This is a genomic window from Bacillus sp. FSL M8-0049 (genome assembly GCF_038593355.1).
Classification (GTDB): Bacteria; Bacillota; Bacilli; order Bacillales; family Bacillaceae; genus Bacillus; species Bacillus safensis.
Genome location: NZ_CP151986.1, coordinates 3,149,547 through 3,166,922, shown reverse-complemented (window position 1 = coordinate 3,166,922; position 17,376 = coordinate 3,149,547). Strand labels below are relative to the sequence as shown.

Genomic DNA, 17,376 nt, shown 5'->3' with positions numbered 1-17,376 from the left:
TCCCTCAAATCGGATGGGTTGCTTAGGAGGAAAATGGGTATGAGTGTGAAACAAACAGCATGGCAAATCATGATCGGTTGTATATTATTTGCAGCAGGGCTAGGACTTGTACAAATGGCGTCTGCGCAGCCCGCCGGGTTAAAAAAGATCGTCGCCATTCCGGTCCTGCTTTTGGTTCTGACAGCTTTTCTCGTGTTGATGAAGCTATACATGAACGGTGAGCAAGTGTTCATGTCAGCCATATATCTTTTAATTGCATTGACCTTTCTCAACAACGCTTTCTTTTCAATTAGTGCCGGGTTCTTTAGTCTTTTTCTCTACCGTATCATGCTCATTGCCGCCTTTGCTTTATTTATATGGCGGATGAGAGATAAGGGAACGTACATATCGCAGTGGCAGCAGATTCGTGTAAAAGGCATTCTTGGTTTTTTCGCTGCATGGTTTCTTTACGGGCTCATCTCACTGCTGTGGGCTCATTCGGTGACAGACGGTCTCAAATATATGTCCCTGCTTGCTATGGGGATGGGTTTTGTCTTTCTTGTGGTCATGTACATTCAGCGAATGGATCAAGTGGTCACCTTTTATAGCATTTGGCTCGTCATGACTGTATTTGTCATGGGGATAGGGTTTTATAATCACTTAACTTTGAACCATTTACCGAATACTTCACTGTATCTTGGGCCGGCGTATAAACAGCACTATCCTACAGCTGTCTTTTTTAATCAAAATGACTTTGCGACGTTTTTATCGATTAGCTTTTTCTTGTATTTAGCGTGTATGCGGCAAATGAAAAATGGTTATATCAAAGCATTTGGATTATTTGGCGCCATCGCAGCACTGTATCTCATTTTGTTAACAGAATCCCGCGCGAGCCTGCTTGGCATATTTGCAGGAGCGGCCATCTATGTGTGGCTGCTCATGCCGCGCTTTCTCAAAAAGTGGTCACTCATCGCAGCAGGCGGACTTGGTGTCATCTGTATCGCTGTTTTTTCAGCCAAGATTTATTCGGTCTTTTATGACTTGTTTCTCGCTTCTCAGGTCGCGCATTCTTTTAGTGAACCACTCCCATCCAACATTGCGAGAGCGAATTTGATCAAAAATGCATGGCATTTCTTTACGGATTCATACGGGTTCGGTGTCGGAGCGGGTAATGTGTCTTACTACTTAGCCCACTTTTCGATCTTTGATACAGATCAAGTCGTTGAAGTGCACAATTGGCTGCTGGAAGTGATGACGAACTTTGGATTTGCGGTCATGCTGGGCTATATTTCCGTCTACGCTTATCTCATGTTCACGCTGTATAAACAATACCAATGGGCTGACACAAGATCGGCAAAAATGATCATTGAAGGTTTGTTTGCTGCCATGCTGAGCTTTCTCGTTTCAAGTATCAGTCCTAGTTCGGTCTCGAATTTATATTTCCACTGGGTCTTTTTAGGGCTCGTAATCGCAGCGGTGAATATGTTGAAAAACAAACAGCTCTTGGTAAACCGTGTGTGATGCTGCGCTGGTATGGCTACACTAATGAAAAAGCAAATACGTCAATGTTGGGAGAATGAACATGTCTGGTTTCATATCTAGAATAGGGAAGCGAATCAAAAAGTATATCGTATGGCTCGTGCTGCTGCCTGTCGTATTAGGCGCTTTTGGATTCTTTTTTGCCAAAGGAACAGCGCAGCAGTCTAGTTACACAGCTGCCGTTACCCTCACACTTGGTAAATATGATGACGGAGTGTATAACAATATCGCAGAAGTGACATCTCTATTAAAAAGCGATGCATTTTTGAATGAAGCACTCAGTGATGTTAAAGAAGAAGAAAGGCAGGATGTGAAAAGCCGCCTCATCCTCACCAATCAATCAGATACACAATTACAGCTGTCTTTCACAGATGCTGATAAGGATCATGCTTTAGCTGTCGTGAAGCAGGTGTCGGATACATTTCTGAAGCAAGACAAAGCATTATTTACAAAAAGGCAGCAGGTGATTGAAAGTAGATTATCTGCTCTAGAAGACGAATCTGTCAGCAACGATTCCAAAGTAGATAAAGAACGATTTTTATATGAATTGGAGTCTACAAAGCTTGGAATGAAGCAGGCGAAGATTGTTGACCCTGCCCAAGTTCTTGATGAAGGCAATAAAGGCATGTCAGCGAAAAAGCGGGCACTGCTTGGACTAGTCATTGGCTTTAGCATCTCGCTCATGTTTGTGGTCTTACCCGAAGTGTTCAAAGAATCTTAATGATGAACTGGAGATGAGTCTTAGGTGAACAATCAACCGTTAGTATCAATCATTACACCGGCCTATAATGCGGAACGTTATTTAACGGATACAGTTCATTCCGTCCTTGCCCAAACCTATTCTAATTGGGAACTGATCATCGCAGATGATTGTTCAACAGATGGAACAAGGAAGCTGCTTGGGGACTTAAGTGAAGCAGACGACAGAATCAACGTCATTTATTTAGAGCAAAATGGGGGAGCTGCCATCGCCAGAAACGCAGCCATCAAACAGGCAAAAGGCCGCTTTATCGCTTTTTTAGACAGTGATGATAAGTGGAAAGAGACGAAACTCGAAAAGCAGGTAGACTTCATGCTGACAAACGATTATGCCTTTACATTCACGGCATATGACATCATTGCAGAAAATGGAGAACCGTTAGAAAAAACCGTCACTGCACCAGCAAGATTAACTTATGATGAAGCTTTGAAAAATACCATTATCGGCTGTTTAACGGTGATGCTTGATGTACAGAAGATAGGACATATAGAAATGCCGAACATCCGCACAAGACAGGATTTAGCTACATGGCTGTCCATATTAAAAAGAGGATTTACAGCCTATGGAATGAGTGAACCGCTCAGTGAATACCGCATCGTTGGAAACTCGATCTCTAGTAACAAGTGGAAAGCAGCGAAAAAAACGTGGTTCGTCTACAGAGAAATTGAGCAGCTTCATTTTGTCAAAGCATCTTGGTGTTTTATGCACTATGCGACAAATGCTGTGAAGAAGCGCTTATAAACAGAAGGGAAAAAAGGTGATAAAGGTGAAAGCAGACTCGATCATACATGTTATCGTAGCGACGGGAGAATGGGGACAGGACGGCCTGAGGTACAGACGGCATCGACTGGCGGAATTTCTAGCATCTGATCCAGAAACGAAAGAGGTTATCTGGGTATGTCCATCTGCATCCCGTCACACAGCTCCCTTTCAGCCCATAACCGATCGAATGAAGCAATTGACCATTCCTGATGTGCTCAAGAGCAAATTTTTCCGCTTTGGCCGATATCAAGACATGTTCTATATTCATAAATTGTCCCCTCTTCTTGAGCATTTGCGGCAGGAGGAAAAGAAGGGAATCGCTGTTTGCTTATGGTATACGTTTCCGGGTTTTCCGCTCTTATCTTCTTTATTTGAATGGAAACATATTGTCTATGATTGCAGTGACCTGTGGGGAGAGCCGATAAGCGGCAAAAATAATTTGCTTTCTTATATGAGGCAGCGTGTCATTGTGAAAGCAGAAAATCGAATCATCAAATACGCACACAGCATTACATGTTCTTCTCAATACTTACACGATCAAATCAAAAAGCGTCTCATGGGTGAACCGAAAGATGTCTTTACAGTTGAAAATGGCGTCGAGTACGATGTGTTTGCAAAAAGCAATCTTCCATGTAAGGAGGATGTGCTGCAAGGTAGAGAAGGAACTGTTCTTGGTTTTATTGGAGGCATCAAGCCGAAGCTCGATTTTGACATGATAGCAGAAGCTGCCCGCATGCAGCCTGATTGGACATTTTTATTTGTCGGTCCGGATGGCACAAATGGTGATCCATCTTTTCAGCATGCACTTAAACTGCCGAATGTGATTTGGACAGGTGCTGTTGCACCAGAAGAAGTGCCTGCGTATATGAAGCTGATTGATGTAGGCATGATGCCATACAAACAATCTCCTTACAATCAAGCTGTGTTTCCGCTCAAGCTATATGAATTTTTAGCCGCAGGAATACCGGTTGTAGGTTTAAATCTTCCGTCAACGGAAAGGCTAAAAGAGAATGATGTGTATGAATATTTAGAAGGCGAGGATCCTGCGCTCTTCGTAGAAGCCTGCCAAAAAGTGATCAGCAAAAAAGACGACATGACCTATAGACATCTAAGACAAAGCCGTGCGAAGAAAAAAGATTGGCACGCGCTGTTCACAAACATGGTGGAACTAACGAATATTAAAGAAAACGCATAATTCATCAGGGATTGTGCGTTTTTATTTGTTTCTTCTTCACAGGGGGAGCTTGTGATCATCCTCTATTCAATTGTATAATGGAAAGAGCGGCCAATATACAAAATACAGATTTCAATTTAGAAGGAGACTGACCTATGGATTACGAACGCGCCTTATTAGCGTTTTTTGTCTCTCTGGCTACAGTTTTAATTGTGACACCAATCGTCAAAAAGTTTGCAATTAAGATTGGTGCAGTGGACCAGCCGAATAAACGAAAAGTTCATGATAAAGTAATGCCTCGAATGGGCGGTTTGGCAATTTTTATTGGGGTAGCGGCTGGAGCATTAGCAGGCGGGCTGTTTCTACATAATAAAATTACAGCAATTTCAGTTGGTGCCGTACTTATCGTCATTCTAGGTATATTTGATGATAAATATAATTTAAGTGCAAGATTTAAATTTCTCGTACAAGTTCTTGTTGCTTGTCTGATTGTAAGCACAGGCTTAAAAATGGACTTTTTCTCTGTTCCTTTCTTAACAGATCGAATTGAGTTAGGCTGGATGGCATATCCCCTAACCGTGTTATGGATTGTCGGAATCACAAATGCCATTAATTTAATTGACGGCCTTGATGGACTGGCTGCCGGTATTTCTGTCATCGGTTTATCAACTATTGCCGTGATGGCATTTTCAGCTGATAAAATTTTGATTCTTTCATTATCCCTTGTTGTCATTGGCAGTACCATCGGCTTTCTCTTTTACAACTTTCATCCAGCGAAGATTTTTATGGGTGACACCGGTTCGCTTTTTTTAGGCTATATGATTTCGGTACTGTCACTATTAGGGCTGTACAAAAGTGTCACTTTGTTTAGTGTTGTTGTCCCAGTGATCATCTTAGGTGTCCCTATTTTCGATACCACTTTTGCCATCATTAGACGAATATTAAACAAACAGCCGATTTCAGCACCTGACAAATCTCATATTCATCATAGACTGATGGCCTTTGGCTTGTCTCATCGCATGGCTGTCATCGTGATTTATATGATTGGCTTAGTCTTTAGCTTAAGTGCCATTTTGCTGACGAGCGCCACCATTTGGTTATCACTGATTATTATCTTTTTACTGGTCATGTTCATGCAAGTGATTGCAGAAGTCACAGGCTTGGTGAATGAAGAGTTTAAACCATTTACGAAATTTTATAAACGAATGGTCAAAAGACAGTAAAAAAACAGCCCGTTCCTAGGAACTGGGCTGTTTTTATTATTGTCCAGGTGTGCTGGTCGATGAGTTAGGTGTATCACTTGTCCCCGTTTCACCAGAGGACGGATTGGTTTGTGAATCTGTTTCTGTTGAAGATTCAGCAGGAAGCTTTAAATGCGTGCGTAATTCATTTTGGACGTTAGCTAAATTGGTCGGATCTGGCTCAAAGTAATACGTGCGATTTGGCCCTAAATAAAGGTCTGATCCCTTAATAGAAAGAGTTTCTGTGTCGTCTCCTTTAAATCCGCTGTAGATTTGCTGAAGGGCAAGACCTTCTGTGATACGGAAATTGGTCGTAATGTGATCACTGACTTCTTTCGCAATGTTATCGACGTTCGCAATGTTATTTGGCTTCGCCATTTGATCAATCATTGCACGTAAAATTTGTTTCTGACGATCGTTACGTCCGAAATCACCGCGTGGATCTTGTTTTCTCATCCGTGCGTAAGCAAGTGCTTCTTCCCCGTTTAAATGCATATTGCCTTTTTTGAAGTAAATCTTTTTCGATTTTTTAACATCACTTTTTTCATTGAAGTCAAATGGAACATCGATATCAATTCCGCCGACTTCATCAATGACATCCTTGAATCCGTCAAAATCAACGGTTGCATACTTATCAATCGGAATATGCAAGAATTGTTCGACAGTTTCGATCGTTTCGTCTTTACCACCTTTAGCAAATGCTGCATTGATCTTTTCTTTACTTCCTGTTGTATCACTTGCAAGCTGTACGCGTGTGTCACGAGGGATACTAACCATTTTCATCGTTTTGTCTTGGGGGTTAATCGTTGCAACAATGAGTGAATCTGAACGGCCATGATCACCCTTTGTGGCATAATCCTCAATTCCGACAAATAGTACAGAGAAAGGTTTTTTCTTAATATCAATGACAGCATCACGAAGATTCGATTTCTCTCCACGGTTTAGTTCATCATATGTTTTGTCAGCAGCTTGAAGAGTATTGACGATTTTATATACTGCAAATCCGCCCATGCAGATGATAAGAAGCAAAAATAAGACCAGAATACGTTTGATAATTCTCTTCTTCTTACTCTTTTTCTTTCGTACACGCACTTTTACTCGTTGTGCCATTCATCTGTCTCCTTTATCGGACCAATGTCCTTTTCTAAATAAATCAGTTCGCCTTCTTTTGTAACACTCTTTCCATTTGTCAGCTCAGTCATCCACTCAATGAACTGCTCTGTTTGTGTTTCTTCGACATATGTCTCAAAAATAACATCTTCTGCATAATGGATTTCTTTTAGCTGAAAAGATGAGGCTCTAAGCTCATTCTCTACCTTTCCAAGCCATGTATAATCTATTGTTGTGTGCATTGTACGCATTAAACAGCGCTCTACCATTCCAACATGGTTGATAGCTTCTGATACAGATTTTCCGTAGGCACGAATCAATCCACCGGCACCAAGCTTGATACCGCCGAAATAACGAGTGACCACAACGACTGTATCTTTCAGCTTCCGTTTTTTTAGCACTTCAAGCATTGGCACACCTGCTGTACCGCTTGGTTCACCATCATCATTCGCCTTTTGAATCAGGTCATGTTCACCAATGAGATAGGCTGAACAATTATGTGTGGCATTCCAATGTTGTTTTTTAATGGATTGTATAAATGCTTGTGCTTCTTCTTCTGAGACAGCACGCTGTATATGACAAATAAAACGTGATTTTTCAATGACGATCTCATGCTCGCCACGACTTTTTACTGTAAGATAGCGATTCAGCAAAAGACATACCCTCCTGACAAGCAAATTGTAAGACTAGTGAAAATTTGCATTGGTTTTAGAATTTTACAGCGTATTTTGTTATGATGATAGGAGCGGAAAAAGGGTCGTCATAAAAACTTCATGATTATACGCATTCTTTCATTATAATTCGACATAAAATGCAGATCAATGACATTTATAATAAAAAAAGATGACATCACTGTTACGGGAGGGAAAAGCCATGACAACACCCAAAATGGATCCGAAATTATTGGATTCAATCATCATGAAAATGCTAAGTACAGTTGATGGCAGCAAGGACGAAGTATTTAGAATAGGCGAACAGTCCCGTCAACAATATGAAAGCCTAGTAGAAGAGCTGAAGCAAATCAAACAGCAAGTAAACGAAGTAATTGATTTTGGGGATAAGCTGGAAGTCCATACAAGACATGCTAGAAACCGCTTATCTGAGGTCAGCAGAAACTTCAACAAATTCAGCGAAGAAGAAATACGTGAGGCCTACGAAAAAGCACATAACTTGCAAGTGGAACTCACCATGATTCAGCAGCGCGAGAAGCAGCTGAGAGAAAGAAGAGACGATTTGGAAAGACGGTTATTAAGTTTACAAGACGTCATTGAACGCTCTGAAACGCTTGTGAGTCAGATTACAGTGGTTCTCAACTATCTCAACCAGGATTTACGCCAGGTCGGCGTTTTACTTGAAGATGCTCAGGCAAAACAAGATTTTGGTCTCAGAATTATTGAAGCCCAAGAAGAAGAACGCAAAAGAGTGTCTCGAGAAATTCATGACGGCCCTGCTCAAATGCTGGCAAACGTGATGATGCGTTCCGAATTAATTGAACGGATTTTTAGAGACCGCGGTACAGAAGAAGGTTTTAAAGAAATTAGAAGTCTCAGACAGAATGTGCGAAATGCACTGTACGAAGTGAGAAGAATCATTTATGATTTAAGACCGATGGCTTTAGATGATTTGGGACTGATTCCGACACTGAGAAAATACTTAAACACAATTGAAGAATATGATGGAAAAACCAAAATTACGTTCCAATGCCTAGGTGATACAGAAAGCGAAAGAATTGCTTCTCAATTTGAAGTAGCACTGTTTAGACTAGCCCAAGAAGCTGTCACAAATTCATTAAAACATTCTGAAGCTGAAGAAATCTCTGTCAAAGTAGAAGTAACGAAAGACTTTGTGACCTTAATTATTAAAGATGATGGAAAAGGCTTTGATATGAAAGATGTGAAAACAAACAAAAACAAATCCTTCGGTTTACTTGGCATGAAAGAACGCGTAGACTTACTGGAAGGTAAAATGACCATAGACTCAAAAATAGGTCTAGGGACATTCATCATGATTCGCGTGCCATTAACATTGCAAAATAAAATTGTAAAATAGAGTCAAAAGACATATTGACCATAAAGTTCAGGTGTAGAACAATAAACATGGGGAGGCGTAGCTTGTGACTAAAGTAAATATTGTAATTATTGATGACCACCAATTATTCCGTGAAGGTGTCAAACGGATTTTAGATTTTGAACCTACTTTTGAAGTAGTTGCAGAAGGAGACGACGGTGACGAAGCTGCACGTATCGTAGAACACTATCATCCGGATGTTGTCATTATGGACATTAATATGCCGAATGTAAATGGTGTTGAGGCTACAAAGCAGCTTGTTGAGCTTTATCCCGAATCAAAAGTCATTATTCTATCTATTCATGACGATGAAAACTATGTAACACATGCATTGAAAACAGGGGCGAGAGGCTACCTGTTAAAAGAAATGGATGCAGACACACTCATCGAAGCAGTGAAAGTTGTAGCTGACGGAGGCTCTTATTTACACCCGAAAGTCACTCATAACTTAGTAAATGAATTCCGACGCCTAGCGACTAGCGGCGTTTCAGCACATCCACAGCATGAGGTATATCCTGAAATTCGCAGACCACTTCATATCTTAACTAGACGTGAATGTGAAGTTCTTCAAATGTTAGCTGACGGAAAGAGCAACAGAGGAATCGGTGAATCGCTCTTTATTAGTGAGAAAACAGTTAAAAACCACGTGAGTAACATTTTGCAAAAAATGAATGTAAACGACCGTACACAAGCTGTTGTTGTAGCTATTAAAAACGGCTGGGTAGAAATGAGATAGTGTTCCGGACAAGTACTCCTTTTTCGCCTGTTTTTATTCTCTCACATTTTAGGTGAAGGGAAATGATAGACAGGGTAAGGATTCTTTTTCGGATATAGAGGGCTTGCCTATTGATTAGGCAGGCTTTTTTGATTACTATTATAAATCTAATGAAAAAATGATCATTCTTTTAAAATAAAAAAGAGTAACTTAACGAATAAGGAAGGTATTTAAGAATGAAAATAGCCGTTGTAACAGACAGTACTGCTTATCTACCACAAGAGCTGCGTGATAAACATAATATTCATATGATCCCCCTTAACGTCATCTTCGGCAGTGAATCATACCGTGAAGAAATAGAAATGGACTGGAAGACATATTATGAAGAAATCAAAAAACACAAAGATCTTCCAACAACCTCTCAGCCTGCTTTTGGTGAATTAATAGCCTTATATGAAAAACTAAGTGAAACATACGACGCCGTGATTAGTATCCACCTTTCAAGTGGAATTAGTGGAACGTATAATAGTGCGGTCTCAGCGAATGATCTAGTTGACGGGATTGATATTTACCCGTTTGATACAGAAACAAGCTGTATGGCACAAGGTTTTTATGTGTTAGAAGCTGCTGAAAAAATCCAAGAAGGTGCTTCTTTAGAAGAAGTGTTAGCACATCTAAATTACCTGAAAGAAAGTCAGCGGGCGTATTTTATGGTAGACGATTTAACTCATTTGCAAAGAGGCGGCAGATTAAATGGTGCTCAGGCTTTTATTGGAAGCCTCTTAAAGGTAAAGCCTATTTTGCATTTTGACAACAAGCTAATTGTTCCTTTTGAGAAGATTCGCACACGTAAAAAAGCCATTTCACGTATTTTTGAATTATTTGATGAAGATGCATCACGTGGTGTTCCGATGAGAGCAACACTGATACATGGTAATAGAGAAGAAGAAGCAGAAGAATTAATTGCGCACTTATCAGAAAAATATCCTCATGTTGAATTTTATAAAAGCTACTTTGGTGCCGTAATCGGCACCCATCTAGGTGAAGGCTCTTTAGCCCTTGGCTGGGTGATTAGATAATTCCTAAAAAACCTCTTTTCGTATGGAAAAGAGGTTTTGTTTTTTGATTTTAACTGTTGGACGAAAGGTCATGTCTTTGCGCATAATAGCCAAACATCAATTGAAAGGTGTTTGGTGAAGATGAATATGGACAAAGCAATGGAACTAATGGGGCAGCTGCATTCACGCCATCTGCTCACCGTTGAAACAAAGTGCCCGCAGTCCAATTTAGATTGGCTGGAGGAGAAGGGCTTAGTCAATCGGTCTCCAGCCATTGAGAGGAAAGCAAATGGTTTTACATGCTGCCGGTGCGGTGTATCACACAAGCGGTATTTCGCTCATTCTCCATGTGAAGTGTGTCAAAAGGATTGTGTGTACTGTAGATCATGCATCATGATGGGAAAAGCAGCAGAATGTGGGTTTCTTTATGAATGGACAGGTCCACAAATGGTAGAAACAGGTCGAGCCGAATTAACATGGCAGGGAGAGCTGTCTAAAGGACAAAAAAGAGCGTCAGAAAGAATGATTGAAGCTATTAAAAACAAATTTGATCTACTTGTTTGGGCGGTTTGCGGAGCAGGGAAAACGGAAGTGCTTTTTCACGGAATCGAATATGCATTAAATCAAGGAATGAGTGTCTGTATTGCGACACCTAGAACAGATGTTGTGCTTGAACTCGAACCGCGGCTTAGAAAAGCATTTCAAGGGGTGATAATTACCGTACTTTATGGAGGCAGTTCTCAAAGGTTTCAAATAGCACCGCTTGTGATCACCACAACCCACCAGCTGATGAGATACAAAAATGCTTTTGATGTGCTCATTGTAGATGAAGTCGATGCCTTCCCTTATTCAATGGATGAGCGACTCCAATTTGCTGTTCTAAAGGCGATGAGAAAGAACGGAGGGGTTAGGATTTATTTAAGTGCGACACCCTCTAAAAAAATGACGAGAGAGGTTTCTCGCGGAAAACTGGAAGCGATAAAAATTCCTTTGCGTTTTCACGAGCACCCATTACCCGTACCGACCTTTCATTGGATCGGACATTGGAAAAAGAAATTAAAAAAGAACCAACTGCCCCCTAAAGTGATGAATTGGATGCAGAGACATATTGCAAATAAGAGAAGAATATTACTTTTTGTTCCTTCAATTGCTGTCATGAAGAAGGTAACGAAGATTCTTCGAGAACAATCCTTAAACGTGGAGGGAGTATCTGCCGATGATCCGGATAGGAAACAAAAGGTTCAGCACTTTAGAGATTACGTATACGATGTACTAGTTACAACCACTATTCTAGAAAGAGGCGTAACCATTCCAAATGTTCAAGTGGGGGTACTAGGTTCGGAATCTACTATTTTTACAGAGAGTGCACTTGTTCAGATTTCTGGACGGGTAGGCAGACATCCGGATTATTGTACAGGAGATGTTTTCCTTTTTCATTTTGGTTTAACGAGAAGTATGAAACAAGCAAAGAAGCATATCGCAAAAATGAATGATACGGCTGCAAAAGAGTTTTCTGAAAAACAGTGTGGGTTCAACTAAATCATGGTACATTATATTCACAATACACAAATGGCAGGAGAGACAAATATGCTACTCAATGCAAAAGAAATACTACTCAAGGAAATTCTCAATCAATATCTCAACCAATTAAACATGATTTGTCATTGTGAAAAGTGTATGGAAGATGTATTAGCGATTTCACTGAATCAAGTGAAACCACAATATATAACAGATATCGATAAAATATCTTACAGTAAATCTGAGATGGTGGATAAACAGAAGAATACTGCGATGCTGGTCATTCTGACAGAAGCAGCTTCCAAGGTTTCCGCATTTCCAAGGTGTGAAAATCGTCTGCTGCTGAACAAGGAAACCAATTGATTTGTCAAATTTGCGAGGGACATTTTGTGCCTGCTTTTACATGGAAATCATTCCTACTATTAAATGATGATCGTCTTTGTGTAGCATGTAAGAATCACTTAGTAAAGATTGAACGTCCTATTTGTCCAACATGCGGAAGGGCGCAGTCAAATGACCAATTATGCCAGGACTGTAATAGTTGGAATGAACGCTCTGATTCTATTAAAGTCCTTGTAAAAAATAGGTCAGTTTATACTTACAGCGAGTTGATGAAAGATGTCCTTGCCCGCTTTAAATTTCGGGGTGATACGGCTTTAGCTGAGCTGTTTAAAAGAGATGTACAAGCAGCATTTAAACATTCCTTCTGCATAAAAGACCCATTGCTGATACCGATCCCTTTAAGTCATGAAAGACTAAAAGAAAGAGGATTTAATCAGTCCGTGATAATCGCTTCTTTGCTAGATAAGCCAATATTGCAGCCACTCGTGAAAATACATCAAAGTAAGCAGTCTAAAAAAAAGAAAAATGAACGCCTAGATCAAAAAGGATTGTTTCAAATCAAGCAAACAGATGCGGTTGTTCAAAGGGATATTATATTAGTTGATGATATCTATACAACGGGAGCAACCATCTATGATGCGGCAAGAATTTTGAAAGACGCAGGTGCTAAAAGTGTTTCTTCTTTTACGTTGATACGTAGTTAAAAATCATGATAATTAACCGATAATAAGAAAAGAAAATAACGTAAGGGGTTTTGGTTATGAATCAATTGGCAAACTGTCCACAATGTAATCAGCTATTTTTAAAAACCACCATCCAAACGGTTTGTAACAAATGCTTTGAAGAAGAAGAACGTTCTTTTGATATCGTATATAAATTCTTGAGAAAACAAAGTAATAGACAATCAACTATTGCTGAAATAGTAGAAGCAACAGACGTTGATGAAGAATTAATCTTGAAATTTATTCGTTTGAAAAGACTGCAAATTAGTCAATTTCCAAATATTAATTATCCTTGTGAAAGATGTGGCAAAGCGATCAGGAAAAACAAGCTATGCAGCCAATGTGAACAGGATATTCATTCGCAAATCAGCCAAATGAACCAAGAAGAGGAGCGTAAAAGGGAGATTGGATCTAGGAAAAAAGACACCTATTATGCCATTAATCCTAAAAACGACTGATTCCCTAAACTAAGTTGCAGTTTGGTCGATAAAATGGATAGAATCAAGACAGACTGTAACGGAAAGCGAGAGGAATCCCGTGAAAATTAATCGATATGGAACACAACCAGTAAATCCTTACAAGAAAACATATGAGAAACAAACGTTGCAATCGAATCAAGCTAAATCAACTGATAAAGTCGAAATTTCTAAAAAGGCAATCGAAATGCAAAAGGTGCCGAATATTATGAGAGAACGCCAAGATAAAATTGACCAAATTAAAAAAAGCATTGAAGCCGGAACATATCAAGTAGATACAAAAGGCATTGCAGATAAAATGCTGAATTTTTATAAACAACAATAACAAAAGGGAGCAGCGTGAATGTCAGTTAAAATAATTATTGAAGAACTGCATCGTCTCTATGGATTGCATGAACAGCTTTTAAAGTTGTCTAAGGATAAAACAGAAATGCTGAAAAGCAATGAGATTGATGCTCTTTCAGAGGTCCTGAATTTAGAGCAAAAGTATATTCAGGCCATTTCTCAATTAGAAGAAAAACGAATTGAAGCGACCGTTCAATTTTTACAAAGTGATCAATCACCAACCATCACTGCATGTATCGAAAAGGCTGAAGGTACAGATCAAGAAGAGCTCATTTCATTATATGAGAAACTAAATGACATCATGGTGGAACTAAAAGATGTAAATGAACTGAACAAGCAGCTTATTCAGCAGTCACTTCAATTTATTTCACTGACATTCGATCTCGTTAACCCTAATAAAGAAAATATGAATTACGGACAAAATGGTCTTGAGAGTTCAAAGCCTAAACAGCAAAGGGCTTTGTTTGATTCAAAGGCGTAAACAAGGAGGATACCAATGGGTTCTACATTCATGGGACTAGAAACGGCAAAAAGAGGCATCACAGCCCAGCGTGCAGGGCTTTATGTCACATCAAACAACGTCTCCAATGCAAATACGGAGGGCTACTCAAGACAAAGAGTGACCTTTAAAGCAGAAAATCCTTATCCAGTCATTTCTGTTTATGACGGCAAAACGTATGGCCAAATGGGGACAGGTGTACAAGTTGGAACCGTTGAAAGAATTCGAGACAGCTTTTTAGATCTACAATACAGAGATCATAATAATAACTTATCTTACTACTCAACGAAGTCAGATGCCCTTTCACAGATGGAAGGGGTTATGAATGATTTGACGGATGAGGGCTTGAACAGAGCTTTTGATAATCTATGGAAATCATTACAGGTCTTATCGGAATCAAAAAATGCTGATACGGCTTCTGCACGTACAGTTGTTAAAACAAGTGCACAGGCTTTAGTTGACCAATTCCGTCTGCTCAATTCTTCTTTAACAACGATACAAAAGAATTTAAAAACGGAACTCGATTCAACAGCCAAAGATGTAAACACTCTTTTATCTCAAATAGATGAAGTGAACAAACAAATTGCAGCAGTTGAGCCAAATGGATATCTTCCAAATGATCTTTATGATACACGTGATACTTTGGTCGACCAATTATCCTCACTTGTTGATATTAAGGTCAGCTACAATCCACCTGGTGGTAATGCACTCAAAATTGCTGAAGGAACTGTCAACATCGACATTATCGGTGCAAATGGACAATCTGCTGGAAACATTTTGAATGGTATTACGAACGAAAAGTCTGAACTGCAAATCTCTTACGATAATACAACGGGACTTGTTAACTCACTTCAATTCGGAACAACAACAATTGCAGCGGATCAATTACAAGTGAACGGTAAAGTAAAAGCACTTGTTGAAGCTTATGGCTACATGTCAAACGGTGCTGAAAAAGGCATGTATCCAGATATGCTTGCAGAGCTGGATGAAGTAGCAAAAGTATTCATGGATACATTTAACGATGTACATAAGCAGGGGTACACGTTAAATGGTGCAAGTGGACAAGACTTTTTTGATATCGAAAATAACAATGAGTTGAATAAAGGTTTGGCAGCTCGTATTAAAGTGAGCGATGTCATTTTAGCATCAACAGATAATATTGCTGCATCTCTCAATCAAACACAAGGTGACGGTTCGAATGCTACGAAATTAGCTAATATACAAGACTTAAAGTTACCAATCGGCGGAAATACAACGACAATTCAGGATTATTACCAAAATGTGATTGCTGAGATGGGGGTACAAGGGAAAAAGAACATGACGCTTGAAAGCAGTTCAGCTGCTCTTGTCAATTCAGCCAATGAACGTAGAATGTCGACTAGCGCTGTCTCCATTGATGAAGAAATGACGAATATGATCCAATTTCAGCATGCATATAATGCGGCTGCGAGAATTATGACATTACAAGATGAAGTATTGGATAAGGTCATAAACGGCATGGGTGTCGTAGGAAGGTAGGGATAACGGATGCGAGTCACACAAGGTATGATTTCTCAAAACTCACTTCGAAATATTAGTAAAAGTTATGAAAAACTTTCTAAAATTAATGAGCAGGCACAAACAGGCAAACGTTTTACAAAAACGTCTGATGATCCTGTTGCAGCAGTAAAAAGCCTTCAATATAGTACTGCCTTGTTCCGAAATGAACAATATAAAAATAACTTAAATGAAGCACAAAACTGGATTGATACATCTGAAACAAGTGTCACTGAAATCATTGATATTATGTCAAATATACGAGATAAAGTGCTTGATGCGGCAAATGGAACAAAGCAGCCCGAAGATTTAGCAGCTATCGGAGTGGAAATTGGCCAGATGAAGAATCAAATCATTGATGCAATGAACACTCAAATGCTAGGTAAGTTCGTATTTAATGGGACAAATACAAATGTTAAACCAGTTGTTGAGAATGCAGACGGAACGTATACATTTAACTTCGAAAATTATACAGATGCGAATGCTGTTCAAGCGAATATTTCTGATGGTATCACTTTAAATGTAAACTCAAATCCAATCTCAGCGTTTGGCGGACAGGCTAACGGTCAAAATGTCATTGAAATGCTGACTGATTTAGAAAACTCATTGAAAAATGGAACGTTTGCGAATTCTGATGATGCATTAGGAAGTATCGATCAGTTTAAAGAAGTAATGAGTGCTGAGCGATCTGACCTAGGAGCGCGTTCGAATCGTGTTGACTTAGTAGGAAGTCGTTTGACTTCACAATTTCAAGTACTGAAAAATGCTAAATCAGATAATGAAGATGTTGAAAGTGAAAAGGCAATTCTTGATCTTCTTCAACAAGAGACGGTGAATAGAGCTGCTTTAGCGACAACAGCGAAAGTCATTCAGCCATCCCTTGTAGATTTCTTAAGATAATAAAAAGCATCCGATGGGTGCTTTTTTGCATCATGGAGGTGAACATATGCAAATCCCTAGATTGTTAATGCAGCAAACCTATGCAAAGCTTCAAATGTCGACAACTCCTTCCCGGCAAGAAGTAGAGCAGCCACAAGCTGATCTTGAGATTCAGCAGCCACGAGCTGTCATGAATATCAAAAGGACACCGTCGAAATTAACCATTGATCAAACCGAGGCATTTGCCGATATGGACATCAAGTCAATTTTTAGACGTTCTGAGGAATGGGCAGCTGAGGGGAAGCGTGCTGTTGGAGAAGGAATGGGTCGAAGAGCGGAAGAAGGAAGTGAACTCATCAAGATCGAGAATGGTGGGAATGCGATTGCTGAGTTTGCCAAAATCAATGGCAGTCCCCCAGCAAAACAATTCACCATTGGTGTGATACCTTCATTCTTTAGTGTGAAAATTCACTATCAGCCTTCTGAGCTTCAAATTGATGTGGAGCCGCAAAAAGCTATCATAGAGGCCACACCTCATAAACCAATCGTTAACTACCAGCCAGGTAAGGTCAATATTGATATGTTACAATACCCAGAATTAAAAATAGAAGTTGACGAAACGGGCCAAAATGGTGATAAGGTATAGTTAAGAAA

Annotated in this window: 19 protein-coding genes; 17 read left to right on the top strand and 2 right to left on the bottom strand. The window is 39.7% G+C overall.

The window, feature by feature from the left end; genetic code table 11:
* Positions 1–39 precede the first annotated feature (39 nt).
* The 5 genes from NSU13_RS16410 to NSU13_RS16390 all read left to right on the top strand — a co-directional run bounded on the left by NSU13_RS16410 (position 40) and on the right by NSU13_RS16390 (position 5,437).
* Positions 40–1,500 (top strand): O-antigen ligase family protein, encoded by a 1,461-nt coding sequence (locus NSU13_RS16410; protein ID WP_252049849.1) that lies wholly within the window; start codon positions 40–42, stop codon positions 1,498–1,500.
* A 61-nt stretch (positions 1,501–1,561) separates the two neighbouring features.
* A complete protein-coding gene (locus NSU13_RS16405) occupies positions 1,562–2,239 on the top strand; it encodes a hypothetical protein (protein WP_048237565.1) in 678 nt (225 codons plus the stop codon).
* A 24-nt stretch (positions 2,240–2,263) separates the two neighbouring features.
* Positions 2,264–3,019 (top strand): glycosyltransferase family 2 protein, encoded by a 756-nt coding sequence (locus NSU13_RS16400; protein WP_041115571.1) that lies wholly within the window; start codon positions 2,264–2,266, stop codon positions 3,017–3,019.
* A gap of 19 nt (positions 3,020–3,038) precedes the next feature.
* Positions 3,039–4,235: a glycosyltransferase gene (locus NSU13_RS16395; RefSeq protein ID WP_041108506.1), complete on the top strand. Its 1,197-nt coding sequence runs from the start codon at positions 3,039–3,041 to the stop codon at positions 4,233–4,235.
* Positions 4,236–4,369: 134 nt separating this feature from the next.
* Positions 4,370–5,437: an MraY family glycosyltransferase gene (locus tag NSU13_RS16390; RefSeq protein ID WP_024423627.1), complete on the top strand. Its 1,068-nt coding sequence runs from the start codon at positions 4,370–4,372 to the stop codon at positions 5,435–5,437.
* Between the two features lie 36 nt (positions 5,438–5,473).
* Here NSU13_RS16390 and NSU13_RS16385 read toward each other — a convergent pair whose 3' ends face one another.
* Both NSU13_RS16385 and NSU13_RS16380 read right to left on the bottom strand, forming a co-directional pair.
* Positions 5,474–6,565, bottom strand: a complete 1,092-nt coding sequence (locus NSU13_RS16385) for an LCP family protein (protein WP_034281103.1) — start codon at positions 6,563–6,565, stop codon at positions 5,474–5,476.
* Positions 6,550–7,218 (bottom strand): YigZ family protein, encoded by a 669-nt coding sequence (locus tag NSU13_RS16380; protein WP_012011434.1) that lies wholly within the window; start codon positions 7,216–7,218, stop codon positions 6,550–6,552. The genes NSU13_RS16385 and NSU13_RS16380 overlap by 16 nt, the downstream gene beginning before the upstream one ends.
* A 220-nt stretch (positions 7,219–7,438) precedes the next feature.
* On the opposite strand from NSU13_RS16380, the gene NSU13_RS16375 reads away from it, so the two are divergent.
* The 12 genes from NSU13_RS16375 to NSU13_RS16320 all read left to right on the top strand — a co-directional run bounded on the left by NSU13_RS16375 (position 7,439) and on the right by NSU13_RS16320 (position 17,368).
* Entirely contained in the window at positions 7,439–8,614 is a 1,176-nt protein-coding gene (locus tag NSU13_RS16375) for a sensor histidine kinase (protein WP_003213166.1), read from the top strand.
* Between the two features lie 64 nt (positions 8,615–8,678).
* Entirely contained in the window at positions 8,679–9,368 is a 690-nt protein-coding gene (degU, locus tag NSU13_RS16370) for a two-component system response regulator DegU (RefSeq protein ID WP_008348273.1), read from the top strand.
* A gap of 215 nt (positions 9,369–9,583) precedes the next feature.
* Positions 9,584–10,426: a DegV family protein gene (locus NSU13_RS16365; RefSeq protein ID WP_024423625.1), complete on the top strand. Its 843-nt coding sequence runs from the start codon at positions 9,584–9,586 to the stop codon at positions 10,424–10,426.
* 120 nt (positions 10,427–10,546) lie between these two features.
* The gene (locus tag NSU13_RS16360; RefSeq protein WP_254001458.1) at positions 10,547–11,944 is read left to right on the top strand and encodes a DEAD/DEAH box helicase; all 1,398 of its coding nucleotides are present in this window, start codon (positions 10,547–10,549) and stop codon (positions 11,942–11,944) included.
* A 48-nt stretch (positions 11,945–11,992) separates the two neighbouring features.
* Entirely contained in the window at positions 11,993–12,286 is a 294-nt protein-coding gene (locus NSU13_RS16355; RefSeq protein WP_024423623.1) for a competence protein ComFB, read from the top strand.
* Between the two features lie 26 nt (positions 12,287–12,312).
* Complete coding sequence (locus tag NSU13_RS16350; RefSeq protein ID WP_227001684.1) at positions 12,313–12,969, top strand: ComF family protein; 657 nt, start codon at positions 12,313–12,315, stop codon at positions 12,967–12,969.
* Between the two features lie 56 nt (positions 12,970–13,025).
* A complete protein-coding gene (locus tag NSU13_RS16345; RefSeq protein WP_342489637.1) occupies positions 13,026–13,445 on the top strand; it encodes a TIGR03826 family flagellar region protein in 420 nt (139 codons plus the stop codon).
* A 79-nt stretch (positions 13,446–13,524) separates the two neighbouring features.
* Positions 13,525–13,788, top strand: a complete 264-nt coding sequence (flgM, locus tag NSU13_RS16340; RefSeq protein ID WP_024423620.1) for a flagellar biosynthesis anti-sigma factor FlgM — start codon at positions 13,525–13,527, stop codon at positions 13,786–13,788.
* Positions 13,789–13,806: 18 nt separating this feature from the next.
* A complete protein-coding gene (locus tag NSU13_RS16335; RefSeq protein ID WP_024423619.1) occupies positions 13,807–14,289 on the top strand; it encodes a flagellar protein FlgN in 483 nt (160 codons plus the stop codon).
* A gap of 15 nt (positions 14,290–14,304) precedes the next feature.
* The gene (flgK, locus tag NSU13_RS16330) at positions 14,305–15,825 is read left to right on the top strand and encodes a flagellar hook-associated protein FlgK (RefSeq protein ID WP_024423618.1); all 1,521 of its coding nucleotides are present in this window, start codon (positions 14,305–14,307) and stop codon (positions 15,823–15,825) included.
* Between the two features lie 9 nt (positions 15,826–15,834).
* Positions 15,835–16,743 carry a flagellar hook-associated protein FlgL gene (gene flgL / locus NSU13_RS16325; RefSeq protein ID WP_034281095.1) on the top strand — a complete coding sequence of 303 codons (909 nt, stop codon included), beginning with the start codon at positions 15,835–15,837 and terminating at the stop codon, positions 16,741–16,743.
* Between the two features lie 46 nt (positions 16,744–16,789).
* Complete coding sequence (locus NSU13_RS16320) at positions 16,790–17,368, top strand: DUF6470 family protein (RefSeq protein WP_024426253.1); 579 nt, start codon at positions 16,790–16,792, stop codon at positions 17,366–17,368.
* Positions 17,369–17,376: the final 8 nt, after the last annotated feature.

What these genes read in the sequence shown, in the direction of transcription:
- NSU13_RS16405 (WP_048237565.1), top strand. Translation starts at nt 1,562, where the DNA reads ATGTCTGGTTTCATATCTAGAATAGGGAAGCGAATCAAAAAGTATATC.
- flgL (WP_034281095.1), top strand. Translation starts at nt 15,835, where the DNA reads ATGCGAGTCACACAAGGTATGATTTCTCAAAACTCACTTCGAAATATT.
- NSU13_RS16345 (WP_342489637.1), top strand. Translation starts at nt 13,026, where the DNA reads ATGAATCAATTGGCAAACTGTCCACAATGTAATCAGCTATTTTTAAAA.
- NSU13_RS16360 (WP_254001458.1), top strand. Translation starts at nt 10,547, where the DNA reads ATGAATATGGACAAAGCAATGGAACTAATGGGGCAGCTGCATTCACGC.
- NSU13_RS16375 (WP_003213166.1), top strand. Translation starts at nt 7,439, where the DNA reads ATGACAACACCCAAAATGGATCCGAAATTATTGGATTCAATCATCATG.
- NSU13_RS16320 (WP_024426253.1), top strand. Translation starts at nt 16,790, where the DNA reads ATGCAAATCCCTAGATTGTTAATGCAGCAAACCTATGCAAAGCTTCAA.
- NSU13_RS16385 (WP_034281103.1), bottom strand. Translation starts at nt 6,565, where the DNA reads ATGGCACAACGAGTAAAAGTGCGTGTACGAAAGAAAAAGAGTAAGAAG.
- NSU13_RS16335 (WP_024423619.1), top strand. Translation starts at nt 13,807, where the DNA reads ATGTCAGTTAAAATAATTATTGAAGAACTGCATCGTCTCTATGGATTG.
- NSU13_RS16365 (WP_024423625.1), top strand. Translation starts at nt 9,584, where the DNA reads ATGAAAATAGCCGTTGTAACAGACAGTACTGCTTATCTACCACAAGAG.
- NSU13_RS16355 (WP_024423623.1), top strand. Translation starts at nt 11,993, where the DNA reads ATGCTACTCAATGCAAAAGAAATACTACTCAAGGAAATTCTCAATCAA.
- NSU13_RS16390 (WP_024423627.1), top strand. Translation starts at nt 4,370, where the DNA reads ATGGATTACGAACGCGCCTTATTAGCGTTTTTTGTCTCTCTGGCTACA.
- NSU13_RS16410 (WP_252049849.1), top strand. Translation starts at nt 40, where the DNA reads ATGAGTGTGAAACAAACAGCATGGCAAATCATGATCGGTTGTATATTA.
- flgK (WP_024423618.1), top strand. Translation starts at nt 14,305, where the DNA reads ATGGGTTCTACATTCATGGGACTAGAAACGGCAAAAAGAGGCATCACA.